Annotated in this window: 17 protein-coding genes; 3 read left to right on the plus strand and 14 right to left on the minus strand. The window is 54.0% G+C overall.

Translation table 11 applies throughout. The features are described 5' to 3' along the window. Positions 1–13 precede the first annotated feature (13 nt). The 3 genes from argC to LA756_RS26300 all read left to right on the plus strand — a co-directional run bounded on the left by argC (position 14) and on the right by LA756_RS26300 (position 3,943). Positions 14–1,027 carry an N-acetyl-gamma-glutamyl-phosphate reductase gene (argC, locus tag LA756_RS26290; RefSeq protein ID WP_224437687.1) on the plus strand — a complete coding sequence of 338 codons (1,014 nt, stop codon included), beginning with the start codon at positions 14–16 and terminating at the stop codon, positions 1,025–1,027. Positions 1,028–1,051: 24 nt separating this feature from the next. Next, on the plus strand, positions 1,052–2,245 hold the full coding sequence (gene argJ, locus LA756_RS26295) for a bifunctional glutamate N-acetyltransferase/amino-acid acetyltransferase ArgJ (protein ID WP_224437688.1): 1,194 nt from the start codon (positions 1,052–1,054) through the stop codon (positions 2,243–2,245). A 240-nt stretch (positions 2,246–2,485) separates the two neighbouring features. Continuing rightward, complete coding sequence (locus tag LA756_RS26300) at positions 2,486–3,943, plus strand: glycosyltransferase (protein WP_224437689.1); 1,458 nt, start codon at positions 2,486–2,488, stop codon at positions 3,941–3,943. A gap of 80 nt (positions 3,944–4,023) precedes the next feature. On the opposite strand, the gene LA756_RS26305 is transcribed toward LA756_RS26300, so the two are convergent. The 14 genes from LA756_RS26305 to ileS form a co-directional block, all read right to left on the minus strand. Then, entirely contained in the window at positions 4,024–4,965 is a 942-nt protein-coding gene (locus tag LA756_RS26305) for a lactate/malate dehydrogenase family protein (RefSeq protein ID WP_224437690.1), read from the minus strand. Positions 4,966–4,999: 34 nt separating this feature from the next. Further along, positions 5,000–5,872, minus strand: a complete 873-nt coding sequence (locus LA756_RS26310; protein ID WP_224437691.1) for a class II aldolase/adducin family protein — start codon at positions 5,870–5,872, stop codon at positions 5,000–5,002. Positions 5,873–5,929: 57 nt separating this feature from the next. Next, positions 5,930–6,226, minus strand: a complete 297-nt coding sequence (locus LA756_RS26315; protein ID WP_224437692.1) for a EutN/CcmL family microcompartment protein — start codon at positions 6,224–6,226, stop codon at positions 5,930–5,932. A gap of 10 nt (positions 6,227–6,236) precedes the next feature. After that, positions 6,237–6,896 (minus strand): hypothetical protein, encoded by a 660-nt coding sequence (locus tag LA756_RS26320; protein ID WP_224437693.1) that lies wholly within the window; start codon positions 6,894–6,896, stop codon positions 6,237–6,239. Positions 6,897–6,898: 2 nt separating this feature from the next. After that, entirely contained in the window at positions 6,899–7,159 is a 261-nt protein-coding gene (locus tag LA756_RS26325; RefSeq protein WP_224437694.1) for a EutN/CcmL family microcompartment protein, read from the minus strand. A 7-nt stretch (positions 7,160–7,166) separates the two neighbouring features. Continuing rightward, a complete protein-coding gene (locus LA756_RS26330; RefSeq protein WP_224437695.1) occupies positions 7,167–8,606 on the minus strand; it encodes an aldehyde dehydrogenase family protein in 1,440 nt (479 codons plus the stop codon). A gap of 42 nt (positions 8,607–8,648) precedes the next feature. Next, positions 8,649–9,095, minus strand: coding sequence for a EutN/CcmL family microcompartment protein (locus tag LA756_RS27265; protein WP_315858334.1), 447 nt, complete (start codon positions 9,093–9,095; stop codon positions 8,649–8,651). Position 9,096: 1 nt separating this feature from the next. Next, positions 9,097–10,287 (minus strand): acetate/propionate family kinase, encoded by a 1,191-nt coding sequence (locus tag LA756_RS26340; protein ID WP_224437696.1) that lies wholly within the window; start codon positions 10,285–10,287, stop codon positions 9,097–9,099. A gap of 58 nt (positions 10,288–10,345) precedes the next feature. Then, positions 10,346–10,615 (minus strand): BMC domain-containing protein, encoded by a 270-nt coding sequence (locus LA756_RS26345; protein ID WP_144974708.1) that lies wholly within the window; start codon positions 10,613–10,615, stop codon positions 10,346–10,348. 41 nt (positions 10,616–10,656) lie between these two features. After that, complete coding sequence (locus tag LA756_RS26350) at positions 10,657–10,962, minus strand: BMC domain-containing protein (protein ID WP_224437697.1); 306 nt, start codon at positions 10,960–10,962, stop codon at positions 10,657–10,659. Between the two features lie 161 nt (positions 10,963–11,123). Continuing rightward, the gene (gene pduL / locus LA756_RS26355; protein ID WP_224437698.1) at positions 11,124–11,834 is read right to left on the minus strand and encodes a phosphate propanoyltransferase; all 711 of its coding nucleotides are present in this window, start codon (positions 11,832–11,834) and stop codon (positions 11,124–11,126) included. Positions 11,835–11,857: 23 nt separating this feature from the next. Beyond that, complete coding sequence (locus LA756_RS26360; protein ID WP_224437699.1) at positions 11,858–12,661, minus strand: DeoR/GlpR family DNA-binding transcription regulator; 804 nt, start codon at positions 12,659–12,661, stop codon at positions 11,858–11,860. Between the two features lie 381 nt (positions 12,662–13,042). Beyond that, on the minus strand, positions 13,043–13,708 hold the full coding sequence (purN, locus tag LA756_RS26365) for a phosphoribosylglycinamide formyltransferase (RefSeq protein ID WP_224437700.1): 666 nt from the start codon (positions 13,706–13,708) through the stop codon (positions 13,043–13,045). After that, positions 13,705–17,064 (minus strand): isoleucine--tRNA ligase, encoded by a 3,360-nt coding sequence (gene ileS / locus LA756_RS26370; RefSeq protein WP_224437701.1) that lies wholly within the window; start codon positions 17,062–17,064, stop codon positions 13,705–13,707. Before ileS ends, purN begins: the two co-directional genes overlap by 4 nt. Positions 17,065–17,162 lie beyond the last annotated feature (98 nt).

The raw sequence follows: 17,162 nt of genomic DNA on the forward strand, positions 1-17,162 counted from the left end.
TGGGCTGCATGCCATGACGGTACGTGTCGGCATACTCGGAGCCACCGGATATACGGCTCTCGAGCTATTAAAAATCTTGGTTCGCCATCCTGAAGTAGAGGTCACCGCTCTGACGACTCGCCAGGAAGATCGTCCGCATGTGAGTTCGGTGCATCCTCAATTTCACAAAGTGCTCGACTTACATCTGGAGAACTGGGGACCGCAGGAAGTTGCTCAGCGATGCGATTGTGTCTTTGGTTGTTTACCTCACGCCGCATCAGCGTCTGTTATTCCAGAATTCCTGGAAGCAGGCTTGAAGGTGGTGGATCTTAGCGCGGACTATCGCCTGAACGACCCTGCTGTCTATACCCAGTGGTATGGGGGAGATCACCCAGATGCAGAGCGAATGAAAAGCACCGTCTATGGATTGCCCGAGCTTTTTCGTGATGGAATTGCCGAAGCTCAGTTGGTTGCCAACCCAGGCTGTTATCCAACAGGTGTGTCGTTATCGTTAGCTCCGTTGTTGAAGCATGGCTTGATTCGACCGGACGGAATCATTGCGGACTGTAAAAGCGGCGTAAGCGGGGCAGGGCGGACTCCGAAATTGCTGACGCTCTTTCCGGAGTGCAACGAGAGTTTTACGGCGTATGGCGTCGGTACACATCGTCACATGCCGGAGATCGAGCAGAATTTGTCGGTTTACTCAGGGAAGTCTGCCAGCGTTATTTTCACGCCGCACCTAGTTCCGATGGATCGCGGAATTTTGAGTACGTGTTATGCAATTCCAGAGAAGGATGTTTCTGAAAAGGAACTGCTGGACCTTCTGTATGACACCTATGCAGACGAGCCATTTGTCCGCGTTCGTAGCGATATTCCGGCGACGAAGCATGTGTCGGGAACCAACTTTTGCGACATTACCGTTCGCCGGGTGAAAGATCGCGTATTGACGATTTCGGCGATCGACAACCTCGTGAAAGGGGCGTCGGGAGCTGCTGTTCAAAACTTCAATTTGATGTACGGTTTCGCAGAAACGACTGCTCTGCTTTGATCCAAAGACGAAGGAAGACATAGGATGACTTCACCAATCCCTGCTGGATTTCAATTGGGTGGGTTTCACTGCGGATTGAAGCGAAATCCGAACAAGGAAGACCTTTCGCTGATTGTCTGCGACGAAGATACCGTTGCAGCTGGCGTTTACACGACTAATCTTGTCGTCGCTGCGCCGGTCGTTTGGGATCGAGCAAGAACTCCTTCCAATAAAATTCGTGCAGTCATCACGAATTCCGGCAATGCCAACGCATGCACTGGCGAACAAGGCGAGAAAGACAATGCCGAAATGGCTGGTATCGTCGCGGAGCAGTTCGGAGTTTCCGCCGATCAGGTCCTGACCATGTCGACTGGAATCATCGGTCATCATCTACCGATGGAAAAAATTCGAGCCGGCCTTGGCGAAGTCTTTCAGCGACTTGGTACTGACGAATCTCATTTCGATGCCGCTGCTCGGGGCATCATGACGACCGATAAAGGGAAGAAGGTTGCTTCGCGTCAATGCGAAGTGAACGGAAAGCCTGTCAAGCTGGTCGGTATGTGTAAAGGGGCAGGCATGATTGCTCCTAACATGGCGACAATGCTCTCGGTCGTTCTCACCGATGCTCAGCTTACGCCGGATCAAGCAAAAGAGTTGCTGTCCGAGGTAACCAACAATACGTTCAACTGCATTACCGTTGATGGCCACCGTAGCACAAACGATACGCTTTTGTTGTTGGCAAGTGGCAAAGCGGAAACCGGAGAAATTACCGGAGCTGCTTTAGAGAGCTTCAAGGCTGAGCTACAGCAGCTATGCGAAGATCTGGCGAAACAGATTCCTGCTGATGGCGAAGGCTCGACGCATTTGATCGAGATCAACATCGAAGGCTGCGCCAATCGAGATGACGCCTTCCGGATCGCGAAAACGGTCGCAGATAGTGCGTTGGTGAAAACCGCGATTACCGGGGGTGATCCTAATTGGGGGCGAATCGTCTCGGCGGCAGGATACTCTGGCGTGCAATTCGATCCTCTCGGGATGGAATTGATCGTCAATGGGCATTTGCTTTACCAGCAAGGAACTCCCGTCAAGTTTGACGAAAAGGTCGTTAGCCAGTCGATCAAAGATAATTTCGAAACCAATGTGACTCTCAACTTTAAAGAGGGAGATACCAGTTTTCGATATTGGTCAAGCGATCTAACCGTCGAATACGTCCGGTTTAACTCCGAGTATCGCACATAAGCCGAAGCAATGGACATGGCTGGCCGCGATACGGTCGGGCCAGCCACTTCGATTGGTCGGCAAATCTCAATGGTGTGCTAGCAGAAATACGTCTTTGCGCGGAATCCCGCGCTCGCTACACTTCCGCCACGGCATGAAATAGGGCCGTGTGATGTGGTTGCGTTTTGTCGCAGCCAGGCAAACCCCATCATGCACCGCCACGTCTTTGCTAGTGATATGTCCCTGAGGTATTCGTCTGCCATGACTAAGGAAGCTCGGAATCGCAAATTGACTGCCGTCATGGTCGTCAACGAAGAAACAGATTTGATCCGAGAGACGCTGAGTAGCGTCCGGCAGATCGTCGACGAAATTGTCCTGCTGAATATTGGCAAGACCGACGCGATCTCGTCGATTGCCAATGAATTTCAGGCTCGTGTTGTGGCCCATTCTTGGCAAGAGTCGACCTCCCAGGCTCGTAACGCAGCGCTCGCTCACGTTACCGGTGAATGGATTCTTTGGCTCGATCCGGGCGAAACGATCGTTGAAGAAGATGCGGCAAAGCTCCGTGCTTTCGTAAATGGTCAAGTCGACATCATGACCGCTTACGTTCTGTTGGTTCGCGCACCTCAAACGCCCGGAGCAATTGGCAGCGAGCAAATTGGCCAAGTTCGCCTTCATCCGAATCATCCTGGGATTCGGTTTGAAGGGCGTGTGCGAGAGACTTGCATTCCTTCACTGGCCGAATGTGGAATGGCGATAGAGGCCGTTCCATTTCTCGTCCAGCGGCATGCGATCGAGGGGGATTCTCAGTGGAAGGTTCAGCGAGCTAGTCGCGATGCGAAGTTAGTCGAACTGGAAATCAAAGAGTCAGGACCCAATGCGCGTTTGATGATTTGCATGGCGGAAGCGGTTCAGACATTGAACGATCAAGAGAACGCGCTCATGTTCTTTGAGCAGGCGTGCCGCCTCTCTGACCACGGTTCTGCAGAAATGCTGGAAGCGTTCTATGGAATTTTGACCGCGTTAGACAGCCGCGCCGACGGGCTCGATCTGCAGATTCAGACCTGTATGACGGCGTTGGAAATTTTCCCACTCGATGCACAGCTACTTTGTGCGGTTGGCGGTTATCTGCAGACCAAAGGGCATCTGGATTTGGCTCGCCGTTCGTTCGAGACTGCCTATAAACATGGGCAGATCAATCTCGAAACTTGGCATATTGACGACATCGACGAAATTGCTGCGTCCTGCTTGGCGATAACGACTCATGCCGGTGGTAAAGTCGAAGAGGCGGAGCGGATCTTGCTCGAAGCTTTGGCCGACTGTCCACATTCCGTTCGGTTGCGACGCCAAGTGATTGAGATGCACGTCAAGCATGGCCGTCGCCAAGAGGCACTGGCAGAGCTGGAACGCCTTCCCGGAGACTATCCAAAGGTGGAGTCCTTCCGTAGTGCTGTTCGAGGCGCGGCATTGGCATCTCAGCAGAATTGGATCGGTGCTCGTCCGTATCTTGAAGCAGCTTATCGCCAAGGCTCACGCGAGCAGCTTTGTCTTCGCTGGTATGCAACGACGCTTGCTGCTCTGGAAGAACATGACGCATCGAGAGAGGTGCTTCGGGTATGGAAAGAACGCGATCCTCATAATGCTGAACCTGAAGAATTGATGCGAGCTTTATTAACGGGCCCGAAAGTTCATCGAGAAACTTCCAGCAAGGCTGGCTAGTTACCAGGTAAGCTTCCCGTCACACAAAAAAAGCCTCGCAAGTCCTGCGAGGCTTTTTGTTTTTTGTAAGCGTCGGTCGTTTAGCTACGGCCCACGCGGTTGAGGACTGTGGCGAGCGTTTCACGAAGGACCGTTCCGCTGCGACGAAGTGCCTGAATCTCTTTGGGCCAAAGGTCAAGTTGGTACGTCGACTCGACACCATTCTTGCCAACCACGGTAGGTACGCTCAACGCGACGTCACGAATGTCGTAGCAACCGTTTTGAATGCTTGAGATCGGCAGAATCTGATGGCTGTCGAGAGCAATCGCATCGATAACGTCGCGAATTGCAATCCCGACGGCGAAACCTGCGCCACCCTTCTTTTTGATCACTTCTGCCCCGGAGCCCTTGGTTCGCGTAAACAGTTCGTTTGCTGCGTTGGGATTCCAGCCGGGGAATTTCTCGAGCGGCAAGCCATTGACCGAAGCAGATGACCAGATCGGCACCATACTGTCGCCATGTTCGCCCAAGATCAATGCTTTGACTTGAGTCGGTGGCAATTGGCAATGTTCGGCGATTAAAGCTCGGAAGCGAATCGTATCGAGTTGTGTACCTAGACCGATCACTCGATTGTTAGGTAGGTCGAGTCGAGTCGATGCCAGGTAGGTGAGAATATCAACCGGATTCGAGACGACGAATACGGTCGCGTCTTTCTTATAGCCGACCTTCTTAATCGATTCGAGGATCGTCAGGAACAAATCGACGTTACGATTGATCAAATCCAATCGACTTTCATCTGGCTTACGTCGCAGTCCAGCCGTGATGCAGATCAGATCTGAATCAGGGATATGTTCGTAGCTTCCGCTCGAAATGATTTGATCGGCCGTGCTTGGTCCACCGTGAAGTAAATCGAGCGCCTGGCCTCCGGCCAAGTCGGCGTTGACATCGAGCAACGCGATTTCGCGAACGATGCCACTGCACTGCAGAGCGAATGCGGCACACGATCCGACCAAACCGCCACCACCAATGATGCTTACTTTCATGGTCAATTCTTTCGCTGATTGGGGTAGTGTAGGTTTATCGCTGCTTCGACAATTCGGCGACGACGCGTTGGGTAATCATCTGGATCAACGCTTCCTGGTCTGATGAACCGGAGGTCGTCGCAGCCGCTGGCTTCTTCGCGTTAGGCCCCATTGGCTCTGGAGCACCGAATGCACGGCGCTGAACTTGCGAGTCTTCCCAGCTATCGCGGAAGATATCATTCGCACAGATATCGCAGTCTTTGTACTCTTCAGTGTTGCGCGGATCTTTCCAGCCCCACTTGTCCTTCAGGTCAAGCAGTTCACGCGACTTCTTTTCATTGAGGAATTCGACGTGACCGAGCTGTTTGGCCAGGATCAACATGCGGCAGTAGGCATCGAGAATTTCGGTCCACCAATAAGCACGTTCAACCGTTTCGCCGTAGCTGACCGTTCCATGGTTGGCCAGAAGAATCACGTTGGTGCGATCGACAAATGGGATAATCGTATCTGCGAACGATTGACCACCAGGCGTTTCGTACTTGGTGATCGGCACATCGCCCAGAAAGACTTCCACTTCCGGCAAAATGCACTGCGGAATTGGTTCGCGGGCAATTGCGAATGCCGTCGCGTGAGGCGGATGGCAATGCACGACACTCTTGACGTCCTGACGCTGCTTGTAGATTTCCAAGTGCAGCAGGGCCTCGCTCGATCGTGGTTTGCTACCAGCGATTTGCTTGCCGGTCATGTCGATCGTGGCAATGTCTTCTGGCTTCAGAAAACCTTTGCAGTGCATCGTTGGCGTGCAAAGGACTTCGTTGTCGCTCACACGGACGGTGATGTTACCATCGTTCGCAGCGGCGAAGCCTTTGTTATAGATTCGCCGTCCAATGTCACACATATCTTGTTTGATCTTGTGAACGTTCGTCATGCCGATTCGTATCTCGCAATCAAGGGGTGCGTTAGGTGATTTCGTAAGTGTTCGGGGTTAGGACGTGTGGCGATAACGAATATCAACCGTGTCCAAAATGGCCGCGTTGTAGGCATCGACAGGCTTCATATTGGGATAAAACGGCTGAGCCGCTTCACCCCCTTCGCTTAACGCGATGTAGTTGTCTTGCCCTGCTCCCAGTTCGTCATACACAACCAGAAGGTCATCCAGCGGAGTGGTTTCGTTATCGATATCGCTCAACATCATGGGTACGGCCAACTTCAGCACGGCCCCTTGAAATTCGGAGACCGAACGGCTGAGAGTGACTTTTCCGATGACTTTGGCGATACGCATGAGTTGTCCGTTACTTCATCCAGTTAGGGCCGGCGCTGCCGCGAAGGTTCCAGGCCGCCGAAAGGAATCGTGGTACTTCCGAGTCCTGCCACTGGCTTGGTTGGCAAACAATTAGGTTCGCCCCTAAGGTTTTCGCGGCTGATTGCCAGTCGTGACTTCCGCACGCAACCATCGCGCGAACGCCACTTTGTCGATTCGCGGCTGCAACAGCGACTTCTGGCTGATCCGAAAGGACGACTACCATCTGTTCCGTCTTGGCAACGTTTACGGCACGTCCGACCGCTTGTTGCAGGCTGCCGATTTGTTCAACGCGTTGGACCGACTTCCAAGCTGCCGAAGCAGAAATCTTGGTGGCATCGATCACCACTGGCGAATTGTCTTGCCGGCAGTCATTCGCGGCATCGACTTTCCGAAGCTCGATCCCGCGTTGTTTTAGTTCGTCTTTCACTGCCGGAGTAACAACCGCTTTGGCTGGCACACACAGCGTTGTGGTCGACTCCGTCAGCTTCTGCTTCAGCGTTTCAACGGTCACCAGCTTCTCGCTCAGACGAAGTTCGCCTGTAGAAGAAGTTGGTTTCACGTTGGTCGAAGCAGCACCATCCGTCATGAGTCGTTGGACGACCATGCGGACGATGCGTTCGATATCTTGACTGCTGAAGTTGGACTGCACGTTTATTCGTCAACAATTCCGATCACCGTCCAACGGACCGGTGTTCGGGGGTAGTTCAATAGTTCGGAAGTTGATTTGCCATCGCTCGTGATCATCACCAGGTCTCCAGGACCTGCGTTGACGGCATCGACTGCCAACAGCGGAAAGCCATCGGGCGTGGTGCCATCGACTTGCATCGGCTGGACGACCAATAGTTTCCAGCCCTGCATCGACACGTGTCGAACCGTACTGGTGGCCGTTCCGACCACGCGTGCCGCTTGCATGGAAGGATTAACCTTTCGCCGGGTGGCCAAGGATGCACAAATCGTCAATCAGCGAACAACGTCGTTCCCGCGTAAAAGTAAGCGGAGTGGTGACGCCTTCGCCGGTCGGGGTGGCGATCGAGAACGAAATGTAACCTTCGCCTCCAACGCCGAGTGCCGAAGCACAAGGACCATTTTTGACGAACAACGTCGTGTCCATCACGCGGCCCATCTTGGTCATGTTGCGTACGTTGTTGCTGTGAATGATGGCCGTGTGACGGAAGCCATGTTCGTAGTACTTCGCCTTTTCGATCGCTTCGTCCACGTCGTGACAACGAACGAAAGGAATGAACGGCATCATTTGTTCGACAGGGACAAACGGGTTGTGTTCGTCCGTTTCGCCAAACACCAGTTCAACGTCTTGCGAAATGTTTTTGCCAGCAGCACGAGCGAGGACGGCGGCATCTTGGCCGATAAATTCCTTCGCGGCGACCTTCTTCTTTTTGCCAGGGTCGCCATATTCGGCGATGGCAACGGAAGTCAGCCGGTCGATTTCGCTGCTGTTCAAGCGAGCTGCACCAGCTCGTTCCATGGCTCGCATCATGTCGTCGAACACAGAATTGACAACGAAGACTTCCTTTTCGGCGATGCAAAGCAAGTTGTTGTCGTAAGCACCCCCTTGAATGATGCAACGCGCTGCACGATCCAAATCAGCCGTTTCATCGACGACCACGGGTGGATTGCCTGGTCCGGCGACGACCGCTTTTTTACCGCTGTTAAGCGCTGCTCGGGCAACTGCTGGACCACCGGTGACGCAGATCATTGCGACGTCACGATGATGGAAGATCAGATCAGCTGATTCGAGGGTTGGTTCGGCGACGACGCAAATCAGGTTGTCGATGCCTAGGTCATCGTAGATCGCTTTGTTGAAGCGACGAACCCCTTCGGCGGCGACCTTCTTACCGCTTGGATGCGGATTGACGACCAGCGTGTTACCGCCGGCAATCATGTTCACGGCGTTTCCGGTGATCGTTGGTAGCGAGTGTGTCACAGGCGTTATACAGCCGATCACACCAAAAGGTGCATGCTCGATTACTGCCAAGCCGTGGTCGCCACTGAACACTTCGCTCCGCAGAAATTCAACGCCTGGCGTTTTTCGGCCAAGCAATTCCAGCTTCTCGATCTTATGTTCGAGACGGCCAATCTTGGTCTCGTTCATTTCCATCGTGCCGAGTTCCACCTTTTGGTCGATGGAAATACGACGGATGTGATCGATGATTCGCTTCCGGTCTTCGATCGTGCGTTCTGAGAGTTTCTCGAACGCTTCACGAGCGGCTCGAACTGCTTCGTCGGCACAGTCGAAGATGCCGTAGCGACCACTGAAGCCGGACGATACCGGCGGTGCTTGGCCAACTTCGGCCAAGACCTGGGCCACCACATTGCGAATGATGGATTCGTCAAATTGCATGATGATTATATCCTCGCGTCAACGCGTGAATGTTTGGGCGGACTAGCCTTCAGATTCGTTCTCTTTCGGTTCGTCCTGAGCAGGTGGCGGTTCCGGCTTGGGCTGTGGCTTTGGCTCTGCCTTGGGGGGCGGAGTGGCTTTGGCCTTGGCGGGTGCCTTTGGTTCTGGCTCGTCAGTCTCTTCGTCTCGATCGTAAACGCAGAAGCTCTCGATGTGAGCTCGGTCGACAATGCCAATCACAACACAGTCGATCGGAAGCGTTTTGGTTTCCGGGGTCAATCGGGCGCTTGAACCTTGGGTGATCAGCACGAAGTCGCCGACGCCACTGCCGAGCATGTCGACAGCCACGAACGTTCGCCCGGTGGTTACGAGCGACTGGCGATCTTTCGCTTCCAACCGATACGGTTCGACGACCAACAATTTGTGGCCGACCATCGTGTCGACTTTCTGCGTCGATATGACCGAACCGGTCACTTTGGCGATAAACATCTTAGGTCGACTCCAGCAACTGCTTGGTCTGCCGAGCAACGATGATTTCTTCGTTGGTTGGAATAACCCACAGTTGCGTCTTGCTGTTTTCCGAATGGATCGAAGCCTCTCCTTTGGCGGAGATGTTCTTTTCTTCGTCCAGTTCGATTCCCAATTCTTGCAAGTTGGCACACAAGTCCTTGCGAAGCTCTTTGCCGTTCTCGCCAATACCACCGGTAAAGACGATCGCATCGGCTCCGCCCAGTTCCACCAACATGCCGCCGAGATATCGACGAACTTCGCTGGCGTACATGTCTAAAGCCAACTTAGCATCGGCATTGCCGTTGACTGCCGCTTCTTCCAGGTCTCGCATATCCCCACTGAGGCCGTTACTTAAGCCGAGCAGCCCACCATGATTCCCGATATACGCGAGAACTTCGGTAAGGGTTTTGCCAGTTCGTTCCATCAGCAGGGGCAGGGCATAGGGATCGAAATCCCCGACCCGATTGTTCTGCGGTAAGCCGGTTTGCGGGCTCATGCCCATGGTGACGGCAACGCTTTGGCGGTTTTTAATCGCACATAAGCTGCTGCTTCCACCTAGGTGGCACGAGATAACTCGCAAATCGTCGCGTCCCAACAGTTCGGCACTTCGCGTCGCGATGTACCGATGGCTCGCACCATGGAAACCCCACTTCTTAATCTGGAACTCGTCCGACCAAGCTTTGGGGATACCGTAGTAACGATTCCGATCAGGAATCGTCTGATGAAAGCCTGTTTCAAAGGCGGCAACTAGCGGAATCTCCGGAAGTTGCTCAGAAAGTAATCGCATGGCGGCGATGTACGGCGGGTTATGCGCTGGCGCGACTTCGTTCATTTCTGCCATAGCGGAAAGGACATCGTCGTTTACACGCTGCACGCCGGAAACTCGTCCACCGTGGACCGCTTTAAAGCCGATTGCCGAAACTTCGGCGGCGTCTTTGAGGCACCCATTTTCTGCATCGGTCAGTTGCGAAAGGCATTTGCGAACGGCCACGGCATGATCTGGAACATGATCCGTGACGTCTTCCTTCCACTGGCCAATCTGAACGCTGCAGGAACTTTCTGGAGATCCGATTCGATCGATCCCACCTCGAGCCAGTTGCGTTTCGCTGTCCATGTCGAACAAGCGATACTTGAAGCTGGTCGATCCGAGATTTGCTACCAGAACTTTCATTAGCGAGGACTCCTTTCGCTGGGTTACTCCGCGGACTAGCGGCTTACGTTAGGTCGATCTAGCTGAAGTAAACGTCGCTCAGGCCTTCAGCAGGACGTGGCAAAACGTGGCTACCGGCCAGTTCACCGACCTGTTGAGCTGCATTGGCACCAGCTTCAACGGCAGCACGAACGCTTCCGACGTCGCCACTGACAACCGTGGTGACCAGGCCACCGCCGATGTTGACGCGTTTTACAATCTTGACGTTGGCGGCCTTCGCCATGGCATCGGTCGCTTCGACCAGGCCAACCAAACCCTTGGTTTCAATCAAACCAATTGCGTTTTGCATGGATAGTTTTCCTTAGCGGATGTTTCTTGAAAGGGGCGGGACTACTCGGAGGTGTAAACCTTCTTAACCGGTGGAGGAAGGACGATACCGATGTCTTCGTGTGGTCGTGGAATGACCTGAACGCTGACAACTTCGCCCAAACGACCAGCGGCCGCGGCACCAGCATCGGTGGCAGCCTTCACCGCGGCGACGTCGCCGGTGATGAAAGCGGAAACCAAACCGCTGCCAACTTTGTCCCAACCAACGAACGTCACGTTGGCTGCCTTCAACATTGCGTCGGTGGCTTCCACCAAGGTCACAAAGCCCTTGGTTTCAATCATGCCCAACGCTTCCATTACTTTCGCCATGGGGTTTTATCTCCCGAACAAAAAAGGAAACCGTTACTTCGTTTCGCTCCTGAAAGTCAGGGGCGATGTCTTCTAACAGGGGTCATAAAAACGCTCTCGCTGGCCTCTGGAGAGGACTCACAGTGGCAAATCATGCGAGACCAACGAAAGCGTAGTTAGTTCTAATGTTTTGTCTTGCAGCCGCACGGCTCTTTCTTGAGCAGTTCGATTTCCGTCGCTGCGTCCAAGTTGCAGGCGTTGCCTTCGTCGGTATCAATGTGGACTTCCAGCTTGCTGACTTCGTCGGCTCGCACGAGCAAGTCTTCAAACGTGGTCGTGCAGCCGAGGGACGTGATCCGCAGGTTCATGCGGTCGCCATTCTGCACGCCGTAAAATTCGGCGTCGCGATTGTTCATGTGGACATGACGTTCGGCTCGGATGACACCTTGATCCAGTTGAACCGCACCCTTGGGGCCGACGAGCACACAACCAGGCGTACCGTCAATCTTGCCGGAAGCACGAACGGGCGCTTCAATGCCGAGCGAAATGGCATCGGTGAAAGCCAGCTCGACTTGGCTGTAGTCTCGTGTCGGACCGAGCACGCGAACTTTCTCGAGCATCCGTCGGCGGGGGCCCACGACCATGACAGTCTCTTCGGCGGCGTAGAAGCCGTCCTGATAGAGGTCTTTCATGGGAGTTAGTACATGTCCAGGGCCAAACAACGTTTCGACGTGAGCATCAGTCAAGTGAATGTGCCGTGCCGAAATGCTGACGACCAACTTCGGGGCAGCCGGCGCGACAGGAGCTTGAACCGGAGCACCATTTTGCGAAAGGACGATCTGGCGAACGATCCGTTCGATGGTGGCATGATCGAGATTCAGCGAGGAACTCATTCGTATCGAACCCTTGTTGGGGTTTAGCTTACTTTGTGGGAAATTGGGCGATCAATGATCGCCATCTCAGCAGGAGCGACGATCAAATCGACTCCCGCGTTTTGCACGCGTGATTGCCAGGCCTCCGAAATCTCGTGATCGACCACGAGTTTGTCGACTTCGGAAAGCTCACACATCTGGGCGAGGCTTTGGCGTCCAAACTTGGTGCTGTCGGCAACGATGATTACTTCACCGCCAGCTTTCATCATGGCTCGTTCTGTCTCAACGAGCAGGAGGTTGCTGTTGTACAGTCCTTGCTCGGTAATTCCCGCGACACTCAGCACAGCCCTACGAGCACTTAGCCGCGAGATCATCTCGTTGGCATAAGGGCCCAGCGAAACGCCTGTAGCGTTATGAACGTACCCGCCGAGTAAGATCAATTCCGTCGTTGGGCTGGCCATGAACAAGTTGGCCACCGGCAACGAATTGGTCACAATCTGCAGGGTTCGCCCGACAAGCATCTGGGCTAATTCATAGGTGGTGCTACCGCCGTCGAGAATGACCGTGTCGCCATCTTCGATCAGCTGAGCCGCGGCCTTCGCGATCTGCCGCTTCTTGCTCCACTGCATTTCGTGGCGAAGTTCAAAGTGGGGCAGGTTCGGAGAAGGACCGGTATAAAACACGCCCCCATGCGTCCTGCGAGCCGTCCCTGCTTCTTCCAGCAGTTCCACGTCGCGGCGAACAGTCGATTCCGAGACTTCCAATTCCTGAGCAAGTTCCGGCAGCGAGGCAAAGCCTCGGGACCGAACCAGGTCGAGAAGTCGCGTTCGTCGGGCGTCCGCTTGCATGTGGGGGATGATTTCGGGACGGGGAGGGTGATAGCTAACTCAGTTGAGTTAAAACACCTAGATTATGCATCCCGCATTGCCAACAATCAATCAGATCGTGGCATATTTCTTTCAAAATTCACGACTTGGTATGTCGGTCACGCCGGTCATAGCCCGCTAAAACGGAAAAATACGCCATATTGAGCCCGATTAGGACAATCCACACAGCAGGAACTACGCCATGTCAGGTCAGAACGAGCCTAAATGACAGAAATGCTTCACAGAATGAAAGAATGGCGTCACGCAGGTGAGATGGAAAGATAGCGTGTTTGCACTAAGTTTAACGCCTTTGTATTGCCAGCAGAAGCCGTGAAAGGAGGACTGAATACATCTCGAGCCCGACTAGTTGGCGGGGGCGACAGAGACTGTTCGGCCGACGACGGAAACGCGGCCATCGGCGATAGCGGCAATCGTTTCAGGGTAGATGACGCATTCTGCATCGAAAACGCGTGCGGCTAGATCTTCTGGTAAGTCATCTGGAAGCACTTCGACGACATGCTGGGCGATGATCGGTCCGTGGTCGTAATGATCGTCAACGAAATGCACCGTACAGCCACTTACTTTGGCGCCATGTTCCAGCACAGCGGTATGTACGCGAATGCCATAGAAGCCAGCGCCGCAGAAAGCAGGGATGAGCGACGGGTGGATATTTATCACGCGATTCTCAAAGTCGCTCGGAACGGCCACCTGTTTCAGGAAGCCACCCATGACAACCAGTTCAGCTGCGGCTTCTCGGCAAGCGTCAAAGATTGCTTTCGAGAAATCGGCTTTGTCAGGATGCTGCGCGACGGTGATTACCTGATAGGGAATATTGCCCGACTCGGCGTACTGCAATCCTTTTGCTTTCCCACTGCTGGAGATCACCAGTACGATCTCCAACGGAAGATTGTCCGCGGCGATACGATCGAGCAAGTTCCGTAGGGTCGTGCCCCCGCCGGAGATAAGCACAGCAATCTTCAGCGGGTTGTCCCGCGTATGCTTCGACCAAGTCGTTACCGGCTGTGTCATACTTGCTTCACGTAGATGCGGACATCGCTGTCGGCAATTTTAGTTGCATTCGGTTCAACACCATCGACGGCTGCCAACGTAACCGAGCTCGCCAGCGTTTCGCCCTGGATGTATTCGGCATGGCTTTTGACCGCAGACTGAACTTCGTCGGAATCGGTCACTACGCCCACTTCGATTTTAGCGGTGTATTCCAAGTCGAGTTCTTTTCGCTTGTCTTGGATCAAGCGTACGACGTCCTTGATGTACCCTTCCTGGATCAGCTCAGGCGTTAGTTCGGTATTGAGAACGACAACGCAAAGCTTTCCTTGTGCTGCGGCCCAACCTTCCTTAGCGGAAAGACGAACTTGGATGTCTTCGTTGTCGAGCGTTAGCGATTCGCCATCGATTGTCAGTGTAAATGCACCGTCAGCCTGCAGAGTGTTAAGCAGCGCGGCGGCATCGGTCTGGCCGAGTACTTTCTTCACGCTCGGTAGCAACTTACCGACGCGTGGGCCCAGCCGTTTGAAGTTTGGCTGGATCTGGTAGTTGATGTACTCGTCAGCATCCTGGGTATATTCCACCGCTTTGACGTTCAACTCTTCGCGGAGGATCGCACTGTGCGACTTCAACCATTCTCGATGGGTATCGTCTGCGAGAACGACTTCCACTTTGCTTAGCGGTTGGCGAACTTTCAGTTTTTCGTTCATGCGTGCCTGGCGACCCAGCGACGCGATTTCACGAAGCAATTCCATACGCTGGGAAAGTTGCGTATCAATGGCGGTTTCATCGGCCGCAGGAAAATCGCAAAGATGAACGCTACTCTTCGCCTTGTCACCGAATACCCCGGCCAGGTTTTGCCACAATGTTTCCGATAGGAATGGCACGAACGGGGCGATAACCTGACAGGTCGTCAGTAGGCATTCGTAAAGCGTCCAATAGGCATCCAGCTTGTCTGCCGAGGTTTTGTCTTTCGCCCAGAAACGATCACGGCTGCGGCGAACATACCAATTGGACAAGCCATCGACGAACTGATTGATCGCGGCACAGGCGTTGTAATTGTCGTAAGCATCCATTCGCTGCGTAACGGTTTGGATCGTGCGGCCTAATTCGCTAAGCACCCAGCGATCCAGTTCGCTTCGCTCAGCGACAGGTCGAGCACCTTTCGCTCCGGCGAAATGATTGGCCAGGCCATCTTGTAGATCGACGCCGGACGATTCCGGCTCGAAGCCGTCGATGTTCGCGTAAATCGTGAAGAAGCTGAACACGTTCCAGAGTCGCAGCAGGAATTCCGGGATGCTGTCTTTGATGGACTGCTCGTTGTAACGGATCGACGTCCATGGTGGTTGGTTAGCGTACAAGTACCAACGCAATGCATCGGCACCATACTTGTCGAAGATCTCGTTTGGCTCGCGGTAGTTCCGCTTGCTTTTGGACATCTTCTGGCCATCTTCACCAAGCATCAGCCCCAAAACGATGCAGTTTTTGAAGGGGTGCGGATACTCGTGCGGAACGGTGTTGCCTTCGTCATCGTTGCCGAACAGAAGGGTGCTGATCGCCAGTTGGCTGTAGAACCAACCGCGTGTCTGATCGATCGCTTCGCTGATGAAGTCAGCTGGGAATTGGGCTCCGAAATTCTTCTCGCCTTGGTGAGGATAACCCCACTGAGCGAACGGCATCGCGCCTGAGTCGTACCAACAGTCGATCACTTCCGGCACACGCTGCATGCGAGCCCCTTCCGCGAACGGCGAGTCGTAGGTGATCTCGTCGATGTACGGCTTATGGATCTTCAGATCGTCGACCAAGTCAGGATTGTCGGCTTTGGCTTTTTCCCAAACCTCGAAACCTGTCGCTCCTGGCTTTTCTTGGAGTTCGGCATAGCTGGCAACTGCTTCGGCACGATCGGTTTCCTGGCAAACCCAGATCGGTAGCGGCGTCCCCCAATATCGTTCGCGCGAAAGGGCCCAGTCGACATTGCTTTCCAGGAAGTTACCAAAGCGGCCGTCGCGGATATGATCGGGCAACCAGTTGATCTGCCGGTTGTTGGCCAGCATTTCGTCTTTGAATTTGGTCGTGCGGATGAACCAGCTTTCACGTGGGTACTGGATCAATGGATCTTCTTCGGCACGCCAGCAGAATGGGTAATCGTGCAGGTACTGATCTAACAGGAACAATAGGCCGCGTTCTTTCAGTTCGCGCGAGATGTCTTTGTCGGCTTCTTTGACCCAGCGGCCTTGGTAGTCGGGAGCTTCCGCCGTGAACTTGCCATCCGGCCCAACCGCGCAGATCAATGCAGGACCTTCGCCGAATTCAAAGCGTTCCTGCTCCTTGGCAAGGACTTCGTAGTCGACTTCACCGAATGCAGGAGCTTGATGAACGAGGCCAGTTCCGCTGTCGGTAGTGACGAAGTCAGCGGCGACGATACGCCATGCGACATGCTGCTTTTCGCCCGACTTCAGCTTGCCTTGGGTGTCGCCGAGGTCTTTGTAGTAGTAGTCGAACGGCGGACGGTATCGCTTTCCGAGCAGTTCGCTCCCTTTCCTGGTTCCGGTGACTTTCCAGGTACGTTTTGCTTTGGTGGCGATCGCTTCGACAAGTGCCTCGGCGACGATCAACTTTTCGCCGGACTCTTCGTCTTCGACTGTGGCGTAGTCGAGTTCTGGATGGACAGCCGCGAACTGATTGCTTGGCAACGTCCAAGGAGTGGTTGTCCAAACGAGCAGCGAAGTGTTCTCTTCGTCGAGAAGTGGGAAGCGTACGAACACGCTCGGATCGGCCACTTTGCGATAGCCTTGGCCGACTTCGCCACTGCTTAGCGCCGTGCCGCCTTGGGCCCACCACCAGACGATCTTGTGCCCTTGGTAAAGCAAGCCACGATCGTACAAGTTCTTCAGAGACCACCAAACGCTTTCAACGAAGCTTTTGTGATAGGTCACGTAAGCTTCGTCCAAGTTGACCCAGAAGCCGAGTCGCTGTGTCAGGCGTTCCCACTCTTGCATGTATCGCCAAACACTGGCTTGGCATTTGTGGATGAACGGTTCGACACCGTAGTTTTCGATTTCTTCCTTCGAGTGGATTCCGAGTTCTTTGCAGACTTCGACTTCCACAGGAAGGCCATGGGTATCCCAGCCAGCTTTCCGCTCGCAGTAATAGCCCCGCATGGTGCGGTAACGGGGAAAGACATCCTTGATGGCACGCGTCAAGCAGTGCCCAGGATGAGGCATGCCGTTGGCGGTCGGCGGGCCTTCATAGAAGACGAATGGCTCGGCACCTTGGCGGGCTTCGAGCGACTTTTCGTAAATCTGATTCTTCTGCCAATACTCGAGGACTTTGGTTTCCATCGCGGGAAACGAAACATTCTGCGGGATGCTTTCAAACATCGAATCTCATCTTCCTCGAGCGGTCTATGAATGAGGGAGCCCAAACGCTCCCTCAAATCGTTCCATGCATTTCGATCAGGCAATGGGCCGACGTGATG

Source organism: Bremerella sp. TYQ1 (assembly GCF_020150455.1).
Taxonomy (GTDB): Bacteria; Planctomycetota; Planctomycetia; order Pirellulales; family Pirellulaceae; genus Bremerella; species Bremerella volcania_A.